Annotated in this window: 17 protein-coding genes; 6 read left to right on the forward strand and 11 right to left on the reverse strand. The window is 66.8% G+C overall.

Features of this window, described 5'->3' with window-relative positions; genetic code table 11:
• Positions 1-27: 27 nt before the first annotated feature.
• From cysT to ABZ942_RS17200, 3 genes are all read right to left on the reverse strand, one after another.
• Positions 28-828: a sulfate ABC transporter permease subunit CysT gene (gene cysT, locus ABZ942_RS17190; protein ID WP_357383206.1), complete on the reverse strand. Its 801-nt coding sequence runs from the start codon at positions 826-828 to the stop codon at positions 28-30.
• A gap of 115 nt (positions 829-943) precedes the next feature.
• Complete coding sequence (locus tag ABZ942_RS17195; protein WP_357382911.1) at positions 944-1990, reverse strand: sulfate ABC transporter substrate-binding protein; 1047 nt, start codon at positions 1988-1990, stop codon at positions 944-946.
• A 208-nt stretch (positions 1991-2198) separates the two neighbouring features.
• A complete protein-coding gene (locus ABZ942_RS17200) occupies positions 2199-2288 on the reverse strand; it encodes an Ms4533A family Cys-rich leader peptide (RefSeq protein ID WP_317983926.1) in 90 nt (29 codons plus the stop codon).
• Positions 2289-2359: 71 nt separating this feature from the next.
• Here ABZ942_RS17200 and ABZ942_RS17205 point away from each other — a divergent pair, with 71 nt between their 5' ends.
• Positions 2360-3415, forward strand: coding sequence for a M48 family metallopeptidase (locus ABZ942_RS17205; RefSeq protein WP_357382913.1), 1056 nt, complete (start codon positions 2360-2362; stop codon positions 3413-3415).
• Between the two features lie 73 nt (positions 3416-3488).
• Here the strand turns inward: ABZ942_RS17205 and ABZ942_RS17210 are convergent, their stop codons facing one another.
• A complete protein-coding gene (locus ABZ942_RS17210) occupies positions 3489-3755 on the reverse strand; it encodes a hypothetical protein (RefSeq protein ID WP_357382915.1) in 267 nt (88 codons plus the stop codon).
• 126 nt (positions 3756-3881) lie between these two features.
• Between ABZ942_RS17210 and ABZ942_RS17215 the strand changes: the two genes are divergently transcribed.
• Complete coding sequence (locus ABZ942_RS17215; protein ID WP_357382917.1) at positions 3882-5879, forward strand: glycoside hydrolase family 15 protein; 1998 nt, start codon at positions 3882-3884, stop codon at positions 5877-5879.
• 12 nt (positions 5880-5891) lie between these two features.
• Here the strand turns inward: ABZ942_RS17215 and ABZ942_RS17220 are convergent, their stop codons facing one another.
• Together ABZ942_RS17220 and ABZ942_RS17225 are read right to left on the reverse strand one after the other, a co-directional pair.
• Positions 5892-7691, reverse strand: coding sequence for a dynamin family protein (locus ABZ942_RS17220; protein ID WP_357382918.1), 1800 nt, complete (start codon positions 7689-7691; stop codon positions 5892-5894).
• A gap of 76 nt (positions 7692-7767) precedes the next feature.
• A complete protein-coding gene (locus tag ABZ942_RS17225) occupies positions 7768-9987 on the reverse strand; it encodes a hypothetical protein (RefSeq protein ID WP_357382920.1) in 2220 nt (739 codons plus the stop codon).
• 384 nt (positions 9988-10371) lie between these two features.
• On the opposite strand from ABZ942_RS17225, the gene ABZ942_RS17230 reads away from it, so the two are divergent.
• Genes ABZ942_RS17230 through ABZ942_RS17240 form a run of 3 tightly spaced genes read left to right on the forward strand, consistent with a single transcriptional unit; the run spans position 10372 to position 12886 of the window.
• Positions 10372-10791 carry a hypothetical protein gene (locus ABZ942_RS17230; RefSeq protein WP_357382922.1) on the forward strand — a complete coding sequence of 140 codons (420 nt, stop codon included), beginning with the start codon at positions 10372-10374 and terminating at the stop codon, positions 10789-10791.
• Positions 10792-10814: 23 nt separating this feature from the next.
• Complete coding sequence (locus tag ABZ942_RS17235; protein ID WP_357382924.1) at positions 10815-11504, forward strand: response regulator transcription factor; 690 nt, start codon at positions 10815-10817, stop codon at positions 11502-11504.
• Positions 11501-12886 (forward strand): HAMP domain-containing sensor histidine kinase, encoded by a 1386-nt coding sequence (locus tag ABZ942_RS17240; protein WP_357382926.1) that lies wholly within the window; start codon positions 11501-11503, stop codon positions 12884-12886. Before ABZ942_RS17235 ends, ABZ942_RS17240 begins: the two co-directional genes overlap by 4 nt.
• Here ABZ942_RS17240 and ABZ942_RS17245 read toward each other — a convergent pair.
• Together ABZ942_RS17245 and lepA are read right to left on the reverse strand one after the other, a co-directional pair.
• Positions 12867-13460, reverse strand: a complete 594-nt coding sequence (locus ABZ942_RS17245) for a Uma2 family endonuclease (RefSeq protein WP_357382928.1) — start codon at positions 13458-13460, stop codon at positions 12867-12869. The two genes, ABZ942_RS17240 and ABZ942_RS17245, sit on opposite strands and share 20 nt — an antisense overlap.
• A 110-nt stretch (positions 13461-13570) precedes the next feature.
• Positions 13571-15430, reverse strand: a complete 1860-nt coding sequence (lepA, locus tag ABZ942_RS17250) for a translation elongation factor 4 (protein WP_357382930.1) — start codon at positions 15428-15430, stop codon at positions 13571-13573.
• Between the two features lie 311 nt (positions 15431-15741).
• Between lepA and ABZ942_RS17255 the strand changes: the two genes are divergently transcribed.
• On the forward strand, positions 15742-16293 hold the full coding sequence (locus ABZ942_RS17255) for a type II toxin-antitoxin system PemK/MazF family toxin (protein WP_357382932.1): 552 nt from the start codon (positions 15742-15744) through the stop codon (positions 16291-16293).
• A 78-nt stretch (positions 16294-16371) separates the two neighbouring features.
• On the opposite strand, the gene ABZ942_RS17260 is transcribed toward ABZ942_RS17255, so the two are convergent.
• From ABZ942_RS17260 to ABZ942_RS17270, 3 genes are all read right to left on the reverse strand, one after another.
• Positions 16372-17157, reverse strand: a complete 786-nt coding sequence (locus ABZ942_RS17260; RefSeq protein ID WP_357382934.1) for an aquaporin — start codon at positions 17155-17157, stop codon at positions 16372-16374.
• 98 nt (positions 17158-17255) lie between these two features.
• Positions 17256-18098, reverse strand: a complete 843-nt coding sequence (locus ABZ942_RS17265; protein WP_357382936.1) for a transglutaminase family protein — start codon at positions 18096-18098, stop codon at positions 17256-17258.
• Complete coding sequence (locus ABZ942_RS17270) at positions 18095-19066, reverse strand: alpha-E domain-containing protein (RefSeq protein WP_357383208.1); 972 nt, start codon at positions 19064-19066, stop codon at positions 18095-18097. Before ABZ942_RS17270 ends, ABZ942_RS17265 begins: the two co-directional genes overlap by 4 nt.
• Position 19067 lies beyond the last annotated feature (1 nt).

Raw genomic sequence — 19067 nt, forward strand, 5'->3', positions numbered from 1 at the left:
GGTGGACCGGGTGAATGTCGCCTTCGGTCATCGGGATTCCTGTTCTTTTCGTACACTTCGCTCGGCTAGCAGGCGCAAGATGAGCAGCGATGCGAACGAAATGACCAGCAGGGCAACCGAAACCGCCGCCGCGTTGATCGGCCGATCGATCTCGATCTGCTTCTGGATGTACTGCGAGGCCATTTCGGTCTTGCGCGGAATCGCGCCGCCGATCAGCACCACCGAACCGTATTCGCCGATGGCACGCGCGAAGGCGAGCCCACCACCGGAGATGATCGCGGGGCCGAGCGTGGGTAACACGATGCGGCGGAACGTGGTCCAGTTGTCCGCGCCGAGCGAGAGCGCCGCCTGCTCGACCTCGCGATCGGCCTCGATCAGCACCGGCTGCACGGAGCGCACCACGAACGGTAGCGTGACGAACGCCAGCGCGACGATCAGGCCGGGCTGGGTGGCGTTGAGGTGGATATCAATGGGGCTCTGCGGCCCGTAAAGGGACAGCAGCACAATGCTGGCCACGATCGTCGGCAGCGCGAACGGCAGATCGATCAGCGCGTTGACGATGCCCTTGCCGGGAAAATCGTCGCGCACCAGCACCCAGGCGATGAGCGTGCCCATCACCACGTTGACCACCGCGACCACGATCGAGACGAACACGGTGATCCGCAGCGAGTCCACCGCCGCGGGTGCGGTGATCGCCGACCAGAAGCCGGACCAGCCTTCGTCGAAGGAGGTGACGGTGAGCGCGGCCAGCGGCAACAGCACGATGATGCTGAGCCACAGCACCGCCGTGGCGATGCCGAGCGGGCCCACCGAGCCCGTCACCCGCAGCCACGACCAATTGAACCGGCCTGCACCCGGGGAACCGCCGGGAGCGGGCGCGGCCCCGGCCCCGGCGGTGCTGCTGTCAGTCACAGTCGTCCAGTCTCCCGTGTGCCCGAGCCGGCTACTTGGTCGCCTTGTCGTAGATCACCGCGACGGAGCCGGTGTTCGGGGTGAACAGGTCCTTGTCCACCGCCTTCCAGCCACCGAGGTCGGCGATGGTCCACAGCTTCTGCGGTGTCGGGAAGTCCTTGGCGAAGTCGGCCGCCACCTTCGGATCAACCGGACGGAAACCCGCTGTCGCCCAAGCCTTCTGCCCCTCGGGGGTGTAGAGGAAGTCGCGGAAGGCGACCGCCTTCTCCTGGCGCTTGCTGTTCTTGAGCACCGCGACCGGGTTCTCGATCTTGAAGGTGACCGGCGGGACGAAGTGCTCGATCGGGTCGCCGTTGCGCTCGGAGAAGATCGCCTCGTTCTCGTAGCTGAGCAGCACGTCACCGGTGCCCTGCAAGAACGTCTCCGTGGCTTCGCGGCCCGACTTCGGCTGCACCTTCACATGGTCCTTGGACACCAGCTGGCTCAAGTAATCCAGGCCCCCCTGCGGGTTCTTGCCGCCGTCGGACTTGGCCGCATACGGAGCGAGCAGGTTCCACTTGGCCGAGCCGGAGCTGAACGGGTTCGGGGTCACCACCTCGATACCAGGCTTGAGCAGGTCGTCCCAGTCCTTGATGCCCTTCGGGTTGCCCTTGCGGACCACGATCGCGACGACCGAACCGAACGGAATTCCCTTGGTAGCGTCGGCATTCCAGGTCGCGTCGACCAGGCCGGCGTCGACCAGGCGGGTGACGTCGGGCTCGACCGAGAAGTTCACGATGTCGGCCTCGGCGCCGTCCTTGACCTTGCGGGACTGATCGCCCGACGCGCCGTAGGAGCCGTTGACGACGACGTTCTTGCCCTTGTCGGTCTTGTTGAACTCCGGGACCACCTTGTCGAAGCCCGGCTTCGGGACCGCATAGGCGTAGAGGTTCAGCGTGCCACCGCTGCCGTCGGCGCCACCACCCCCGGCGGTGTCACTGGCTCCACCGCCGCACGCGGTGAGGGCGACCGCCGCGACCGCGGTAAGTGCGGCGACGGTGGCGCGTCGGCGCGGGGAGAGCCAAGAATTGCGAGACATCGGGGTGGACCTTTCCTACGGGACCGCCGATTCGGGACCTCGAACGGCGGAGACAACTACTGTTGGATCGGTAGACCTTGCCGCCGCGTCGATGCGACCGGTGGCGTGGCTATCGGCCGGGTAGGCCGTCGAGGGTTCGGGGACGTCTGCGAAAAAGTTGCACGCCAGTCTACGAGGGAGGGACGCGCAAACGTGCCCGGTCAGCCGATCAGCGACAGAGAATGTCGGCGACCGCGAGATTGCCGACCGCGATCAACGCCAGTTCATGGCGGACCCGCGGGACGCAACTCGAAGACACGGGCAGACTGTAGCAGAGGCCACGGCCCGAGTTCGAATCACAGAGTTCCAGGAAGACGGGGGTTTCATCCCATGACTAACAGCCCGGATCGCGTACGTACGAGGTTTCCCGGCATCAGCACTCGCGCGTGGGAACACCCCGCCGACCGCACCGCGTTGGTGGCGCTGCGAACGCTGTCCGGATTCGACGCGATACTGCGCACTTTGTCCGGTTTGCTGCAAGAACGCCAGCATCGACTTCTGTACCTCGCGACAGCCGTTCGAGTCGATGAACGACAGTTCCGTTCGCTGCATCACTTGCGCGAAGACTGCGTCGCGGTGCTCGACGCGCGCACCACGCCGGAGATTTTCGTGCTGCAGAGCCCGCGCGTGAATGCCCTCACCATCGGCATGGACCAGCCGTTCATCGTGCTGACCACCGGCTTGATCGACCTGATGGACACCGAGGAGTTGCGTTTCGTCGTCGGTCACGAGCTCGGCCACGCGCTGTCCGGGCACGCGGTGTACCGCACCATGCTCATGCATTTGCTGCGGATCTCCGCCAGCATCGGCTGGATGCCGGTGGGCGGCTGGGCTTTACGCGCGATCGTCGCCGCGCTGATGGAATGGAGCCGCAAATCCGAACTGTCCGGCGACCGGGCCGGGCTGCTGTGCTCACAGGACGTCGACGTCTCGGTGCGGGTGCACATGAAGACCGCGGGCGGCACCTGGATCAAGGAAATGAACCACGGCGCGTTCCTGGCCCAGGCCGACGACTACGAACGCTCCGGCGATCTGCGCGACGGTGTGCTGAAACTGCTCAACCTGGAATTGCAGAGCCACCCGTTCTCCGTGCTGCGCGCCGCCGAGCTGCGCCGCTGGATCCAGAGCGGTGAGTACGACCGCGTCCTGGCCGGTGACTACCCGCGGCGCGACCAGGACAAGAACGCCAGCATCACCGAGGAGATCAAGGAAGCCGCCCGCACCTACCGCAACAACTTCGACCAGTCCGAGGACCCGCTCATCCGCACCGTCCGCAACCTCGGCCGCGACGTCGGCTCCGCGGTCAACACGGTCGGCCAGGAGGTCGGCGAGACCGTCTCCAAGATCGGCAAGCGGTTCAACGACTGGCGGGCCGGGGAGAACTAGCGAGTGATGAGCCAGGCGACGACGACCAGGACGAGCAGGGCGATCAAAGCCAGCTGAACGCGCGAACGGGGCATCAGTGGGCGCCGCTCTGCACGGTCGGGCGGGTTTCGCCGGTGGTGAGGTCGGCGGGCACGGTGTCGGGCACGGTGGGTAGCGCCTCCTCGACGCCGTGTCTGCGGTCGAGTACCCGCAGCAGGGCGCGCAGCGTCCGGTCGAGTAGGTAGGCGATGGCGAAGCTGACCGGGACCATGCCTACCAGCACGACGAGGAACTGCGGGATGAACGGGAGTCCCGCGACCCACAGCTCGAAGCTGTCCCACCAACCTGCGATCTGATGCACCAGCCCAGCCTAGTGCGTCCACCTGAGAGGTCGGCAAGGTGAATATCCGGTCACGGACGCGCCGGGCCGCGGGCGCGACAACAGACACAGTGGACTTAGGGCTCCGCTGGGCCCGAAGATGTGAGGATGGCGTCTTCTGAGTCCTCCGACGATCTCACCGTCGACGAGCCGTACGACCTGCCGGTGCTCAGCCACCTGACCGAAGCCAAGCGGCACGGCGCCTTCCCGCCGATCGACGACTACGCCTTCCTGTCCGACTGCGAGACCAGCTGCCTGATCGCCAGCAACGGATCGGTCGAATGGATGTGCGTGCCCCGCCCGGACTCCGCGAGCGTTTTCGGCGCGATGCTGGACCGTAGCGCGGGCCACTTCCGGCTCGGCCCGTACGGCGTCAACGTGCCGAGCGCGCGCCGCTACCTGCCGGGCGGGATGATCCTGGAGACCACCTGGCAGACCGAGACCGGCTGGCTGATCGTCCGCGACGCGCTGGTGCTCGGTCCATGGCACAACAACGATCAGCGTTCCAAGACGCACCGTCGCACCCCGATGGATTGGGATGCCGAGCACATGCTGCTGCGCACGGTGAAGTGTGTGAACGGCACCGTCGAGCTGGAGATGAGCTGCGAGCCCTCCTTCGATTATCACCGCGCGGTGAGCCGCTGGGAGTACACCGGCAAGGTCTACGAGGAAGCGACCGCGGTCCGCACCGACGACCCGAGCGCGGGGCCGAGCTTGGTGCTGACCACCGACCTGCGGCTCGGGCTGGAGGGCCGAGAGGCCCGCGCGCGCACCAGAATGCAGGAGGGCGACGAGAAGTTCATCGCGCTGACCTGGTCGGAATTGCCCGCACCCAAGACCTACGCCGATGCGGCGCAGAAGATGTGGCAGACCACCGAGAGCTGGCGCCAGTGGATCACCCAGGGCAACTTCCCGGATCACCCGTGGCGCAACTACTTACAGCGCAGCGCGCTGACACTCAAGGGCCTCACCTACGCCCCGACCGGCGCACTACTCGCCGCTGCCACCACTTCGCTCCCGGAAACTCCTGGCGGTCAACGCAATTGGGACTATCGCTACACCTGGGTGCGCGATTCCAGCTTCGCGCTGTGGGGCCTGTACACGCTCGGACTCAACCGCGAGGCCGACGACTTCTTCGCCTTCCTGCGCGACGCCACCACCGGAGAAAACGGCGATGCCGTTCCGCTGCAAGTACTTTACGGCATCGGCGGCGAACGCCAGATCACCGAACAGGATCTCGACCACCTCAGCGGCTACGAACGATCCAAGCCCGTGCGCATCGGCAACGCCGCCTACAACCAGGACCAGCACGACATCTGGGGCACCATGCTCGATGCGGTGTACCTGCACGTGAAGTCGCGCCAGCAGGTGCCGGAAACGTTGTGGCCGTTGCTGGAACGTCAGGTGCACGCGGCCATCGCGCACTGGCACGAGCCCGACCGCGGCATCTGGGAGGTACGCGGTGAGCCACAGCACTTCACGTCGTCCAAGGTGATGTGCTGGGTCGCGCTCGACCGCGGCGCGAAGCTGGCCGAGATGCACGGCCAACTGGAGCACGCCACCGAGTGGTACACCATCGCCGACGAGATCAAGGCCGACATCCTCGAACACGGGGTGAACGCCAACGGCGTCCTCACCCAGACCTACGGCGGCGACACCCTCGACGCCTCACTGCTTTTGGCGGTACTGACCCGCTTCCTGCCGCCGGAGGACCACCGGATCCGGGCCACCGTGCTGTCCATCGCGGACCGGCTCACCGAGAACGGCCTGGTGCTGCGCTACCGCACCGAGACCACCGACGACGGATTGACCGGCGCCGAAGGCGCTTTCACCATCTGCTCGTTCTGGTTGGTGTCCGCGCTGGTCGAGATCGGCGAGCTGCAGCGGGCCAGGCACCTGTGCGAGCGACTGCTCGGCTTCGCCAGCCCGCTGCGCCTCTACGCCGAGGAGATCGACCCGCGCAGCGGCCGCCACCTCGGCAACTTCCCGCAGGCCTTCACCCACCTGGCGCTGATCAACGCGGTCACCCACGTGATCAGGGCCGAGGACTACCGGAACGCGGGCGGCTTCCAACCCGCCCACTCCCCCGCGAACAACCCTGGGTAGCAGGGTTGTTCGTCAGACGGTCAGACTGTCGGCCTGTTCGCGCAGGCCGCGCAGTTTGCCGAGCTGCGCGTCGACGTCGGTGATCCGGTCGCCGCTGCGGTCGCCGTACTTCTCGTAGGCCGCCTCGGCCAGGCGCAGCGCCTCGTCGGCCTGCTTGGCGACGTCGGTGGCGATCTCGGTGAAGTGATCGCGCAACACCCGCTGCATGGCGCGCAACCGATTTCGCGATTCCTTGCTCACCTGGAAGATGACGTCGTCCATCAGCCGCGCCACCGCGACCTTCGCCTCGGCGCGACGGCGGGCCTTGCGGTTCTTGCGGTCATCCCACAGCGCGTTCACACCGAGCAGCACACCCGCACCGGCCGAATACCAGTTGACCAGCGACATGCCGAGCAGGCTGGTGGCAAGACCGACCATCAGGACGCCGCCGTAGGAACCGCGCAGACCGGACAGGAACTGTTGGGTCACACCGGCTTTCGCGCTCTCCAACGGTTCGAGCGGCTGCACCGGTTCGAGAACCTCGCCGGGGTTGTCCAGGCGCAGATCCGGCAGCGGCGCGGCGCGGTTGTCCGCCAAGAACTTCGAGGCCACCTGCTCGGACAGTTCGACCGAGCGATAGTGCGCCATCACGAAGTTCTCCTCGACCGCCTCGCAGATCCTGGCGTCGAGGTCGGTGCCGAATTCCTTCCAGCGGCGCGCCGGATCGGTCTTGACGATCTCGGCCTCGGCGTCGCGCACGAGGTTGCGCAGCCGATGCCGCAGGTCGTGTTCGATATCGGCCATCAGCTCTGTGCTGCCGTCGACCAGGGTGACCTGCCAGTTCGCCGTGCGCTGACGCAGCTGATCGGCCCCGTCCCGCGCCCGGACCAGCTGATCGGTGATCTCGTCGCGGCGTCGCGGATCGCGCAGCGACTCCACCTCATTGCGCAACGTCAACGCGAGATGATCGCCGACCAGGCGAATATCCTGCACCGCCGCTTCCAACGCGACACTGTCCGCGCGGGCGACCACATAGTCGCGCAGGTGGTCGATCAGTTGCGGCACACCGGATTCGATGTCGCGCTGATAGTTGCCGGACAGCCCGGCCTGCCGGTGCAGTTCCGCGGACACGGGCGCCACCGCGAAGCCGAGCCCGGCCGCGTCGAGCAGTTCCCGGTTGCGCTGCTGGGTGTGCGACCAGTGGGAGAACTGGTCGATCTTGTTCAGCACGCAGATGACGGTCGGGCAGATCTGCTGGATGCGCTGCAGGTAGGCGATCTGATCGACGGTGAGCTCGGTGGCCGCGTTGGTGACGTAGAGGACGGCGTCGGCAGCGGCGACCATCGACCAGGTGGTGTTGTCGGCTCCCCGCGCACCCGGCGCGTCCATCACCACGACCCCGTCGGCCAGCAACGAACTCGGCTGGGTGAACTCGGCCCGGATCACGCCGAAGCCGGAGATGGCAGGCCCGGGATCGAGCGGGTCCACGGACTGCCGCTCGGTGCGGCCGTCGACCGAACGGACCAGTGTCGCAGTCGGTTCCGGTCCGTACTCGACGATGACGGGCACGCTCAGGTCGCTGTCGGTGGCGCTGACCGACGCGCCGACCAGACTGTTGACCAGCGTGCTCATGCCGTTCTTCGGCTCACCGACGACAACGAGGCGAACCCGGGGATCGCTGACCCTGGCCCGGACCATGCTCAGGCGACTGCCCAGATCGTCGCGGCCCGCGAATCGGGTCATCTCCCGCAGTTCGTCCAGAATCCGGATCAGCGGCGCCATCGCGTCCGGATGTTTCACCGTCGCGGCCTTCAGCCCGGCTGCGGCAGACAACCTGCCTCCTTACATGTGTTTGCTATCGATCGACATGGACGCCCCCTGCACCCCTTGACCACACAACAGGCTCCGATTACATCAACGCTATGTCCAAGCCGCCCGGCACCATGTGGTGGGTCTCGGCCATCGTCGATTCCGGCATCAACGCACCGGAAAGGCCGCCGCCCGAGGCGAGCGCGAGGGTCGAGTGGTCGGCGTAGAAAGCGTGGTCCTGGATCGGGACCATCGTCGAATCGACCATGTGTGCGCTGCTGATCGGATCCGCGATCGCGTGCGGCTTGGGGTCGATCGTCGTCGGTGGCTTGTAGGTCGGCACCGGCGCCTGGGTCGGGGCGGGAGGCTGGTAGGTCGGCACGTCGTGGGTCGGCACCGGGACGTCGTGCGTCGGGATCGGGACATCGTGGGTCGGCACATCCGCGGTCGGGATGTCACGGGTGGGCACGGTCGGATCCGGCTGGGTCCCGGTCGGCACGTCCTTGGTCGGCACGGTCGGCTGAGTGGTCACGCCACCGGACGTGCCGTTGCCGGTGCTCGGGCCGGTACCAGTACCGGTGCCCGGCGTGGTGACGCCGTCATCGTCCGGGGAGGTGGTCGGCGCGTGCGTCGGCTGGCTGCCGGTGGTCGGCGGAACCTTGGTGGTCGGCACGTCCGGTCCGGTGCTGATGCCGCCGTGGCCCGTCGACGGGGTGCTCACGCCGGGCACCTTCGTCGTGATGTCCGGCGTCTTCGGGACGCTCGGGGTGGCGACGTCGGTCGGCACCACCGGGACCGGGACGGTCTTGGTGATGGTGGTCGGCGTGTTCGGGGTGGTGATCGAGCCGTCCGAGTGCTTGGTCGTGTCGGTCACCGGAGTCGTCGGCTTCAGTACCGGCGTCGGGCGGGCGTGATCGAAGATCACGGGCGTGGCGGCCGCGGGCACAGTGAGCACCGACGGCCCCTCCGGCGCGGTGAACACATTCGCGATCGGCGTGCTCGCGGCGTCCGGCTGGATCGTTGTCTGCAGCGGGGTGGCCGCGACCGGCTGCGCGGCACTCGCCACGGGCGCGACGGCGACAACAGGCGCCGCGGCGGCCACGGGTGCGACCGCGGCGGACATGACCGGCGCGGGCGCGGCGAGCGGCTGTACCACCGGCTGCGCGGTGGGCGCCGGTGCCGTCGACGAGTTGGAGCCGGGAGTGGTGAGACCGCCGACAACGCCGGGGTGGCTGTGATGACTGTGCCCGTTCATGGCCGGATCGGTCACCGAGCGTCCGGTGCCGTCGGGCACGTGACCGAGGCCGCTGCCGAGGAAATCGGTGAACTGGTCGAGCTGGTCGCCCACATGGCCGACGCCGACGTCCACCTTCATCTCGGAGTTGAAGTAGACGCCCTGCGGGCCGATGCCGAAGTCCACCGACCACTGCGTGCCGACGAAGACGCCGAGTGGATCACCGCCGCCGTCGCCGACACCGTCGAACGGACCGCCGGCGGTCGAGGCCGCGTGCGAGCCGGGCAGGTCGAAGGCGCCGGAACCGGGCGCGACGAAGCCGTTCGTGCCCGGCAGGCCGAAACCGTGTCCGGCCTGACCGAGTCCGTGGCCGGGCAGGCCGAAGCCGTGGCCGCCGGGCAGGTCGAGATCATTCGAGACGCCGCCGTCGGTGCCCGGCAGTTGCAGACCGTTGGACGCACCGGCGTCCGTGCCGGGCAGGCCGATGCCGTTGGGTGTTCCCGGCAGGCCCATGCCGGGCTGGCCGGTCGCGTCGGAGGTGCCCGGCAGTCCGAAGCCCGGCTGGTTCGATGTCCCTGGCAGTTCCATGCCGTGTTGGCCGGACCCACCGCCGGGAACGCTGGGCAGTCCCATGCCGGACTGGCCGCCGTCGGTGCCCGGCAGCGCGAAGCCCGCATCGGTGCCGCTGTAGTCGCCGTTGAGCGTCGGCAACGGCAGATTCGCACCGCCGTGGTCGCCGCCGGGCAGTCCGAAGCCTGGGTTGGGGTGCGCAACCGTCGAGTTGCTCGCGTGCGGCGGAGTCAGCGGTGCCGGTTCCACGACCAGGTCCGGGAAGGTGATCACCGGCGAGGGGATGTCGGAGTCGGGGTCGGTGTTGTGTGCCCAACCCGCGTTCCTGCTGTCCGCGTGCGACGAGTTGGGGTGAGCCGGGACGCCGCCGCCGTTCGCGGCCACCAGTGCGCCGCCGGTGACGTAGGCGCCGGCCCGAGCGACCCGCGCGACACCCGTGGCCACTCGATAGGCGGTGTCACCCGTGCGCTCAGCTGCCTCGGTGGTCTCGTCATCGAAGGGCAGGTCACGCGTCATGAAAGCTCCATCTCGGGTTTCCAGCAACCATCCTCACAGACCGGCCAGGCCGAGTGAAGATCACCTAACACTATTTCGGGAAAACCCGACTGTCACATTCTCCAGGACTGTAGAGACTCCACAGGTGGCGAGCAACACAACCTTGCCATCCCGAAAACCAGAACGAAAGCCCTATTTCTAGTGGGTTACCCAACCGGACACGGCCCCCCAATATGCACCATGACCAGGTCAGATTCTGTCGGTGCTCCGCGACGTCGCGTGCAGGCCGACGAGACCCTAAGAGTTCTCTAACGATTGCTCAACAAGTGGTGAAGATCGTTTGCCTACCGTCGATTTCATCGGGCCAGTCGGGCCGACAGCATCGATCTGAAGGAGTCACCCCTCATGACTGCACTCAGCGGACGCCGCATCGCGGCCGTGCTCAGCGGGACCGCGCTCACCGCCGCCCTGGTCGCGAGCATGGCGGGCGCCGCCGCGGCCCAGCCGGGGCCGCCGCCCGCGCCGACGCAGCCTCGTCTGGACGCGCCGACGCAGCCCGGTCTGCCCGCGCCGACGCAGCCGGGTCCGCGCATCGCGATCGATCCGGTCCCCGGCGAACCCATCGTCTGCCCGCAGATCGGTCCGGACGGGTCGGTGGTGATCACGCATGGTGCGGGCGAAGACGGGCCGTGGGCGACCATCCAGCGTGACCTGCCGCCGGGTGCCGTGCCCGCAACCCCGCTCGACACCGTGCCCGGCGTCCCGGCCGACGCGGTACCCGCCTACCCGGCCGAGCCGGGGTGCGTCGTCGCCAGCGTTCGCTGACCGGCCGGGACTAATGTTGATCCATGACCGGACACCGGATCTTGGTCGTGGACGACGAGGTTCGTGTGCTCGCGTCGCTACGACGCGGGTTGGAACTCTCCGATTTCGAGGTGGTCACCGCGGCCGACGGCGCCGAGGCGCTGGCGATGGTGCGTAGCGCGACACCCGACGCCATGGTGTTGGACGTGAATATGCCGACGCTGGACGGTGAAGGCGTGGTCACGGCGTTGCGTGCGATGGGGAACGACATCCCGATCTGTGTGCTGAGCGCGCGCAGCGCCGTGACCGACCGCATCGCCTGCCTCGAACGTGGGGCCGACGACTACCTCACCAAGCCCTTCGACCTCGGCGAGCTGGTCGCCCGGTTGCGCGCACTGCTACGCCGCCGGGTCACCACCGAACGACCGGACACGCAGGTGCGGATCGGTCAGGTGCAGATCGACCTGGCCGGGCACCGGGTGCTGGCCGCGGGCACCTCGGTGGATTTGACCAAACGAGAATTCGAGGTACTCGCCATGCTCGCCGACAACCCGGGCATCGTGCTCGGCCGGGAGCAAATCCTTTCCACCGTATGGGGTTACGACTTCGCCACCGACACCAATGTGGTGGATGTGTTCGTCTCGTATCTGCGGCGCAAGCTGGAGGCGCCCGGCGCGCCGCGGGTGGTGCACACGGTGCGCGGTGTCGGCTTCGTCTTACGGGAGCAGCCGTGAAACGCTCACCCTCGCTGCGTACTCGGGTGGCGGTGGTCTCCGGTGTGGTCGCGGCGCTGGTCGCGCTCACCCTGACCATCACCTTCGCCGCGTTGCTGAACGCGACCAGTGAGCGGCAGTTGGACGATACGGTCTCATCGATGGCGGTTCGGGTGGCACCGCCGCTGAAAAATATTCCGGCGGACCGGATTCCGGCCCTGCCGCAGGATGCCGTGCCCGCGTCGCCCGGGCCACCGATGGCCGCGGCGCCACCGCCGCCTGCGGCCCCCGGTTATGCGACCGAAGCGCCTTACGCGGCGACCGGCACCCCGGAGAAAGGCACCGCTCCCGCTCCCCAGCGGGCCGACCTGCCACCCGACGTGGCGATCACCCGCGTCGACGGTCTACCCGGCGTGCTCGTTTCGCTGGACCCCAACCGTGATGTCGTCGCCTCGGCGATCCACCGCAGCCAGCTGATCGGCCTCGGCATCGGCGTCGCCGGTGCGCTGACCGCCGCGTTGCTCGGCTGGTTCCTGGCCGGTTACGCCGCCCGCCCGCTGCGCAGGCTGGCCACCGCAACCCACGGCATCGACACCCTCGAGGAACTCCCACCACTGTCCGGCCAGGGCGCCAGGGAGGCGGAAGAACTTTCCGACGCCATCACCCGCATGCTCGCCCGCCTCGAAGCCGCCCACCGCGCCACCAACCATGCACTCACCAGCGCCCGCGATTTCGCCGCCGTCTGCGCCCACGAACTGCGCACTCCCCTCACCGCGCTGCGCACCGACCTACAAGTGTTGGCCACCAAGGAGATTCCCGCCGAACAGCGCGGCAACATCCTCACCGAAGTCCTCTTCGCCGAACAACAAATCGAGAACACCCTCACCGACCTCGAACGACTCGCCGTCGGCGAACTCACCAAGCCCGACCTCTTCGAACCCTTCGACCTCTGCGAAACCCTCGACCGCGCAGCCCAAGACGCCCAACGCCGCCACCCCGACGTCCACATCACCCTCACCGAATGCGAGCCGGTCACGATCACCGGCACCCCCGGCGGCCTGATGCTGATAGTCACCAACGCGGTAGCGAACGCCGTCCAACACGGTCACGCCGAAACCGTCACCATCACCGCCCACCCCACCGCGAACAACACCGTGGAGATCCTCATCGACGACGACGGCACCGGAATCCCGGACACCTTGTGCCCCAAAGCCTTCGACCGCTTCGTCAAAGGCCCCGGCTCCCCCGGCTCCGGCCTAGGCCTCGCCTTGGTCCGCCAACAAGCCGAACTCCACTCCGGCACAGCCGAACTCGCCCCCAGCCCGCTCGGCGGAGTCCGCCTCCAGGTCCGAATCGCGATGGTTCCGCAGTCAGCGGCAGAGGTCAGCGGCCCAATCCGGTGAGCTCTATGTCCATATCGAACGGGACCGACGTACGCAACCACCCGTTATGCATCGGTGTCGGGGTGGACGGCTCGTAGAGTTTTGTGGCCTCGTCCAACTGGAAGGCGTACACGACCGGCTCGAAGTTCTCGGACTCTATCCGCCAGTAGTTCGGTATTCCGGCCGCTGCGTAGTCCATCGGTCGGATCCAGCGATCTTTACGGCGAGTTCCCGGCGAGACGATCTCCACGGCGAGGCGGACAGCTTCCTTCGGAAGCACGTTCTCGGCGGGATTCGCTGCTGCTGACTCGATGACCAGAATGTCAGGGATCGGGGCGAAGTCGTCTGCGAGCTCGATCGACTGCTCCATCTCGACCGAGAGATCTACCGGGCAGAGCGCCTCCATCGCAACGGTGAGCCGTCGCAGCACACGGTTGTGCCACATCGACGCCGACGCCATCATCACGGCCACCCCATCCTCGAGCTCGTATCGGAACCCCGGGTCATAACCCGCCCTGACATCAGCCACGGTCAAACCGTCGGGAGCGTACCCGCCGTGGTGCGGCAGCCCACCATAATGCGGCAGCATAGCCATTTCCGCCTCCTCGGTTGCACTCCCCATGACAGGGAATCCTGCCTCATGCGTGGTGCCCTATGAAAGCATTATCGCGCCGGCTTCCCGCGTATGGTCGACCAGCGCCGTTACTACTTACCCTTCGGCTTGTCCGACGCGGCGTCCGAGGACAGCGCGGCCACGAAGGCTTCCTGCGGGACCTCGACGCGGCCGATCGTCTTCATCCGCTTCTTGCCTTCCTTCTGCTTTTCCAGCAGCTTGCGCTTGCGGCTGATGTCGCCGCCGTAGCACTTGGCGAGCACGTCCTTGCGGATGGCGCGGATGTTCTCGCGGGCAATGATTTTCGAGCCGATGGCGGCCTGGATGGGCACCTCGAACTGCTGGCGCGGGATGAGTTCGCGCAGCTTGGTGGTCATCTTGTTGCCGTAGGCCTGGGCGGCGTCCTTGTGCACGATCGCGCTGAACGCGTCCACCGCTTCACCCTGCAGCAGGATGTCGACCTTGACCAGCGCCGCGTCCTGCACGCCCGTCTCCTCGTAGTCGAGGCTGGCGTAGCCGCGGGTGCGTGACTTCAGCGAGTCGAAGAAGTCGAAGATGATCTCCGCCATCGGCATGGTGTAGCGCAGCTCGACGCGGGTCTCGGACAGGTAGTCCATGCCGCCGAGTTCGCCGCGGCGACTCTGGCACAGCTCCATGATCGAGCCGATGAACTCGCTCGGCGAGATGACGGTGCACTTCACCATCGGTTCGTAGACGTGCCGGACCTTGCCCTCCGGCCAGTACGACGGGTTGGTGACGACGTGCTTGCTGCCGTCTTCCATCTCTACGGTGTAGACCACGTTGGGTGCGGTGGAGATCAGGTCCAGATCGAACTCGCGCTGCAGCCGCTCGCGGGTGATCTCCATGTGCAGCAGGCCGAGGAAGCCGCAACGGAACCCGAAGCCAAGTGCCACGGAGGTTTCCGGCTCGTAGGTGAGCGCAGCGTCGTTGAGCTGGAGCTTCTCCAGCGCGTCGCGCAGGTCCGGATAGTCGGAACCGTCGACCGGATACAGACCCGAGTAGACCATCGGGCGCGGCTCGCGGTAGCCGACGAGCGGTTCGGTGGCACCGTTGCGCGCGGCGGTCACCGTGTCACCGACCTTCGACTGGCGCACGTCCTTCACGCCGGTGATCAGGTACCCCACCTCGCCGACGCCGAGCCCCTGGGTCGGCTTGGGCTCCGGCGAGACGATGCCGATCTCCAGCATCTCGTGCGTGGCGCCGGTGGACATCATCTTGATCTTCTCGCGCGGCGTGAGCTTGCCGTCCACCACGCGGACATAGGTGACCACGCCGCGATAGGTGTCGTAGACCGAGTCGAAGATCATCGCGCGGGCGGGCGCGTCGGAATCACCGACGGGCGCGGGCACCGTCTTGATGACCTCGTCGAGCAGTTCGGTCACACCGACACCGGTCTTGCCCGACACCCGCAGCACGTCGTCGGGTTCGCAGCCGATGATGTGCGCGATCTCGGCCGCGTAGCGGTCCGGATCGGCGGCGGGCAGGTCGATCTTGTTGAGCACCGGGATGATCGTCAGATCCTTGTCCAGCGCCAGGTACAGGTTGGCCAGCGTCTGCGCCTCGATGCCCTGCGCCGCGTCGACCAGCAGCACCGCGCCCTCGCAGGCTTCCAGTGCGCGCGACACCTCGTAGGTGAAGTCGACGTGGCCCGGCGTATCGATCAGGTGCAGCACGTAGTCCGTGCCGTCGACCTGCCACGGCAGCCGCACGTTCTGCGCCTTGATGGTGATGCCGCGCTCGCGCTCGATGTCCATCCGGTCCAGGTATTGGGCGCGCATCGCCCGCTCCTCGACCACACCGGTCAGTTGCAGCATCCGATCGGCCAGCGTCGACTTCCCGTGATCGATGTGCGCGATGATGCAAAAGTTCCGGATCCGAGACGGATCGGTGAACGTCGTGTCGGCGAAGCTGGCGGGCACTCCACTCCTCATGGGTATTGGCAAACTGCCGTCTATCGTCCCATGAGCAGTGCGAAGCTTCCGCCAGCGGTGTGCTCGAGCGCGCGAGGCGGGTGTCGCGGGCGACGTTTCCCGGCCGGGAACAGTGGGCGCCCACACACTTGATGCCACGCTGCTATGACTCGGACTTCATACATTGGTCGGCTTCATCCCTGCTAGCGAGGGCCTTAGCCGGATCTGGCCCGCTGATGGTCCGTAGCAAGCCCAGATCAGCAAATTTGTAGTTGGCGCGGGGTGGTCGCGGCGCGGATGAGAAGACGGCGGTGCGCCGTTATATTGCGAATATGGCCCGAAGTTGGAACTCCCTCGGCAAGCAGCTCGGACTGATCGCGAAGGAGCAGGGTCCCAAGATCGTCAGACAGCAGGGACCGAAGCTGGTGGAGCGGCTGGTCGGATCGCTGGCCGCGCGACGGACGCCCGCGGTGAAGGTGCGGCCGACCGCGTCCACCCCGGTGCCGACGGCCGAGCGCGCCCGCCAGATCGTGTACTCGCCGCAGCTGGACGGGCGGGCCGATCCCGGCGAGATCGTGTGGACCTGGGTGCCGTTCGAAGAGGATCCGAGCAATGGCAAGGACCGGCCGGTGCTGGTCGTCGGCCGGGATCGCCGGACGCTGCTCGGTTTGATGCTGTCGTCGAAAGCGGATCGGGCGCACGACCCGAACTGGGTCGGCATCGGCAGCGGCAGTTGGGATCCCGAGGGCAGACCGAGCTGGGTCCGCCTCGACCGGGTGCTGGACGTGCCGGAGGACGGCATCCGCCGCGAGGGAGCCATCTTGGCGCGCAAGACATTCGACCTCGTCGCCCACCGACTGTGCGCCGAATATGCTTGGCACTGAGTCGAATACGGCCTGCGGTTGCACACACGGCGAAATAGCAACGGGCCCACCGACAGTCGGCGGGCCCATTGGCTAAACTCACGAGAGCAGGTTGCGCGAACGGCCGAACAGCAGGCCGTACACCAGTGCGCCGAGCGCACCGCCGATCAGCGGGAACACCACGAAGGCCCAGACCTGCCCCATCGCACCGTCCTGATAGGGCGCGACGGCGAGGCTGCGGGCCGGGTTGACCGAGGTGTTGTCCACCGGGATCGAGATCAGGTGGATGACCGCCAGCGTGACACCGATCGACAGACCGGCCAGCGGCACATCGGACAGCTGATCGGTCGAGGCGAGCACCACGAAGACCAGCAGCGCGGTCAGCATGACCTCGATGATGATCATTGCGGCCATCCCGTATCCGTTCTGCAGCACGACCTCGCCCAGCGGACCCTTTTGCGCCGACGGACTGTGATGTCCCCAGCCATTCGCGCCCAGCCCGTTGACCTCGCGGTCATAGGACGGCAGATTCTTCGCGAGCGCGAACAAAACGAGCCCGGCCAGAAACCCGCCGATCAATTGCGCGATCCAATACCCGACCGCAGTAACCACACTGATCCGGCCGAGCAGCAAATGTCCCACCGTCACCGCAGGATTCACGTGACATCCGGAAATCGGCCCGATCGCGTAGACCAGGAAAAGCAGCGTGAGCCCGAAGGCCAACGCCACCCCCAACGCCCCGACCCGCTCCCCCGCCAGCACCGCGGTACCGACGCCACCCATCACCAGCACAAATGTACCGAGCGCCTCAGCACCCCACTTTTTGGTGTCGGGAATAGGGCCGTACTCGGCAACCTCTTCGACGAATTCTTGAGCCGTTGACATCTGTCCACCTTCCGCGTTCGGAGACAAAGAAGCATTGCCAGCCGTGGTACCGCTGAGAAAACAGTGCCGTTCAAGATCAACGGGTCGTCTTACGGACGCTACGCGAGTCGGGTGATCTCTACAACGACCTCGAGATCCGTGGAGCCACCTCCGGAGAATATGCCTTTCAACGGCGGCACATCCGCGTAATCCCGGCCGACACCGACCGAAATGTGTTGCTCGTTGATGGCGATGTTGTTGGTCGGGTCGTAGCCCCACCACATGCCGGTCCACGCCTCCACCCAGGCATGCGACTGGCCGGCTACCGTCACGCCGATCTCGGCGGCCGGATTCGGATGCAGGTAGCCCGAGACGTATCGGCTGGGAATGCCCATGCTGCGCAACAGCACCAGCGTCAGGTGCGCGTAATCCTGGCAGACACCCTGCCGCTCGGCGAACGCCTGCACCGCCGAGGTATGCACCGAGGTGGTGCCCGCGAGATAGGTCATCTCCCGGTGCACCCATTCGGCCGCGCGGACAACGGCTTTCGCCGGCGGCAGCCCCTTGGACAGTTGCTTGGCGATGCCGGCCAACTTGCGATCGCTCGGCACATACGCAGTGGGCGCGAGCATTTCGTCGAAGCGGTCGGCAATCCGATCCGTGCGCAACTGATCCCAGTCCAGCTCCTCGGCCGGACCGGCGAACGGCTCGGTCTCCACCACCGACGAGCCGGTGACCTCCAATTCGGTATGCGGAGCGTGCAAGTCGAACGCGGTGACCGCGGTGCCCCAGTAGTCGGTGTAGCGGTAGGAGCGGGTGGACGGCTCGGTCTCGACGCGATTGAGGATCACGTTCTGCCTGCTGTCCGCGCGCGGCGTGAGCCGAGCCTCATTGAACGACCGCGTCACCGGCGCGTCGTAGACATAACCGGTGGTGTGCACCACCCGGATTCGCCAACTCATACTTCCCCCTCCACCTGCACGTGACCGTCCCGTTTGCTGTGCAGATCGGTCCACGCCACCCAGGGCGCGGCGTGGAAGTACTGCAGCGCGATCGCCTCGCTCACCTCGCGGCACGTCTTCTGCAACGACATCAGCCGGTTCTGCAGGTCCTCCAACAGCACACCGGGCGGAAGGAATTCGAGCTCGCTGCGCGCACGGCCCAGCAGGCGTTGCGCCTCGTGCCTGGCCCCGACCCGGCTGCTCGGCCGCTGATCCAGTTCGGCCAAGCAGGTTTCGGCCACCCGCACCGAGTGGAACACCGAACGCGGGAAAAGCCGGTCGAGCAGGATGAATTCGGCAACCAGGTTGGCGTCGAGGGCGCCACGGTGAGTGCGCAGGTAGGTGTCGTGCGCACCGGCCGACCGAAGCACGGTCACCCAGGCGGGCGAGGAGGTGCGGTCACCGGCGCGCGAAAGTAGTAGGCGCACAGTCATATCCACGCGTTCAATGGAGCGGCCGAGCAATAGGAACCGGTAGCCGTCGTCGCGACTGAGCGTGGAGTCGGACAGTCCGGCGAACATCGCCGCGCGATCCTGCACGTAGTGGAAGAACTCGTGCGGCCCGAGACTGCGCGCCGCTTTCTCCGCGACCGCCAGTCCGATGTAGGTGGCGTTCAAGCATTCCCACATCTCGCTGGAGGTTACTTCCCTTGCGCCCCTGGCATTTTCACGGGCATTGGCGATCGAATCGATGATCGAGCCACCGTCGTGGCTGAAGGCGACGAGGTCGGTGACCGACCAGACATCCAGCGTGCCCTCCGGAGGTTCGATGCCGAGCACCCGCAACAGGACTCGCGAAGTACGGTCGGGATCGACGGTCGCGTCCTCGAGCAGTTGATGCACCGCGACATCGAGAATGCGCGCGGTGTCGTCGGCACGCTCGACGTAACGTCCGATCCAGTACAGGGATTCCGCGTTGCGGGCCAGCATC

This window comes from Nocardia sp. NPDC046473, assembly GCF_040645995.1.
Lineage (GTDB): Bacteria > Actinomycetota > Actinomycetes > Mycobacteriales > Mycobacteriaceae > Nocardia.

What these genes read in the sequence shown, in the direction of transcription:
- ABZ942_RS17195 (WP_357382911.1), bottom strand. Translation starts at nt 1,990, where the DNA reads ATGTCTCGCAATTCTTGGCTCTCCCCGCGCCGACGCGCCACCGTCGCC.
- ABZ942_RS17205 (WP_357382913.1), top strand. Translation starts at nt 2,360, where the DNA reads ATGACTAACAGCCCGGATCGCGTACGTACGAGGTTTCCCGGCATCAGC.
- ABZ942_RS17215 (WP_357382917.1), top strand. Translation starts at nt 3,882, where the DNA reads ATGGCGTCTTCTGAGTCCTCCGACGATCTCACCGTCGACGAGCCGTAC.
- ABZ942_RS17225 (WP_357382920.1), bottom strand. Translation starts at nt 9,987, where the DNA reads ATGACGCGTGACCTGCCCTTCGATGACGAGACCACCGAGGCAGCTGAG.
- ABZ942_RS17230 (WP_357382922.1), top strand. Translation starts at nt 10,372, where the DNA reads ATGACTGCACTCAGCGGACGCCGCATCGCGGCCGTGCTCAGCGGGACC.
- ABZ942_RS17235 (WP_357382924.1), top strand. Translation starts at nt 10,815, where the DNA reads ATGACCGGACACCGGATCTTGGTCGTGGACGACGAGGTTCGTGTGCTC.
- ABZ942_RS17245 (WP_357382928.1), bottom strand. Translation starts at nt 13,460, where the DNA reads ATGGCTATGCTGCCGCATTATGGTGGGCTGCCGCACCACGGCGGGTAC.
- lepA (WP_357382930.1), bottom strand. Translation starts at nt 15,430, where the DNA reads ATGAGGAGTGGAGTGCCCGCCAGCTTCGCCGACACGACGTTCACCGAT.
- ABZ942_RS17255 (WP_357382932.1), top strand. Translation starts at nt 15,742, where the DNA reads ATGGCCCGAAGTTGGAACTCCCTCGGCAAGCAGCTCGGACTGATCGCG.
- ABZ942_RS17260 (WP_357382934.1), bottom strand. Translation starts at nt 17,157, where the DNA reads ATGTCAACGGCTCAAGAATTCGTCGAAGAGGTTGCCGAGTACGGCCCT.
- ABZ942_RS17265 (WP_357382936.1), bottom strand. Translation starts at nt 18,098, where the DNA reads ATGAGTTGGCGAATCCGGGTGGTGCACACCACCGGTTATGTCTACGAC.
- ABZ942_RS17270 (WP_357383208.1), bottom strand. Translation starts at nt 19,066, where the DNA reads ATGCTGGCCCGCAACGCGGAATCCCTGTACTGGATCGGACGTTACGTC.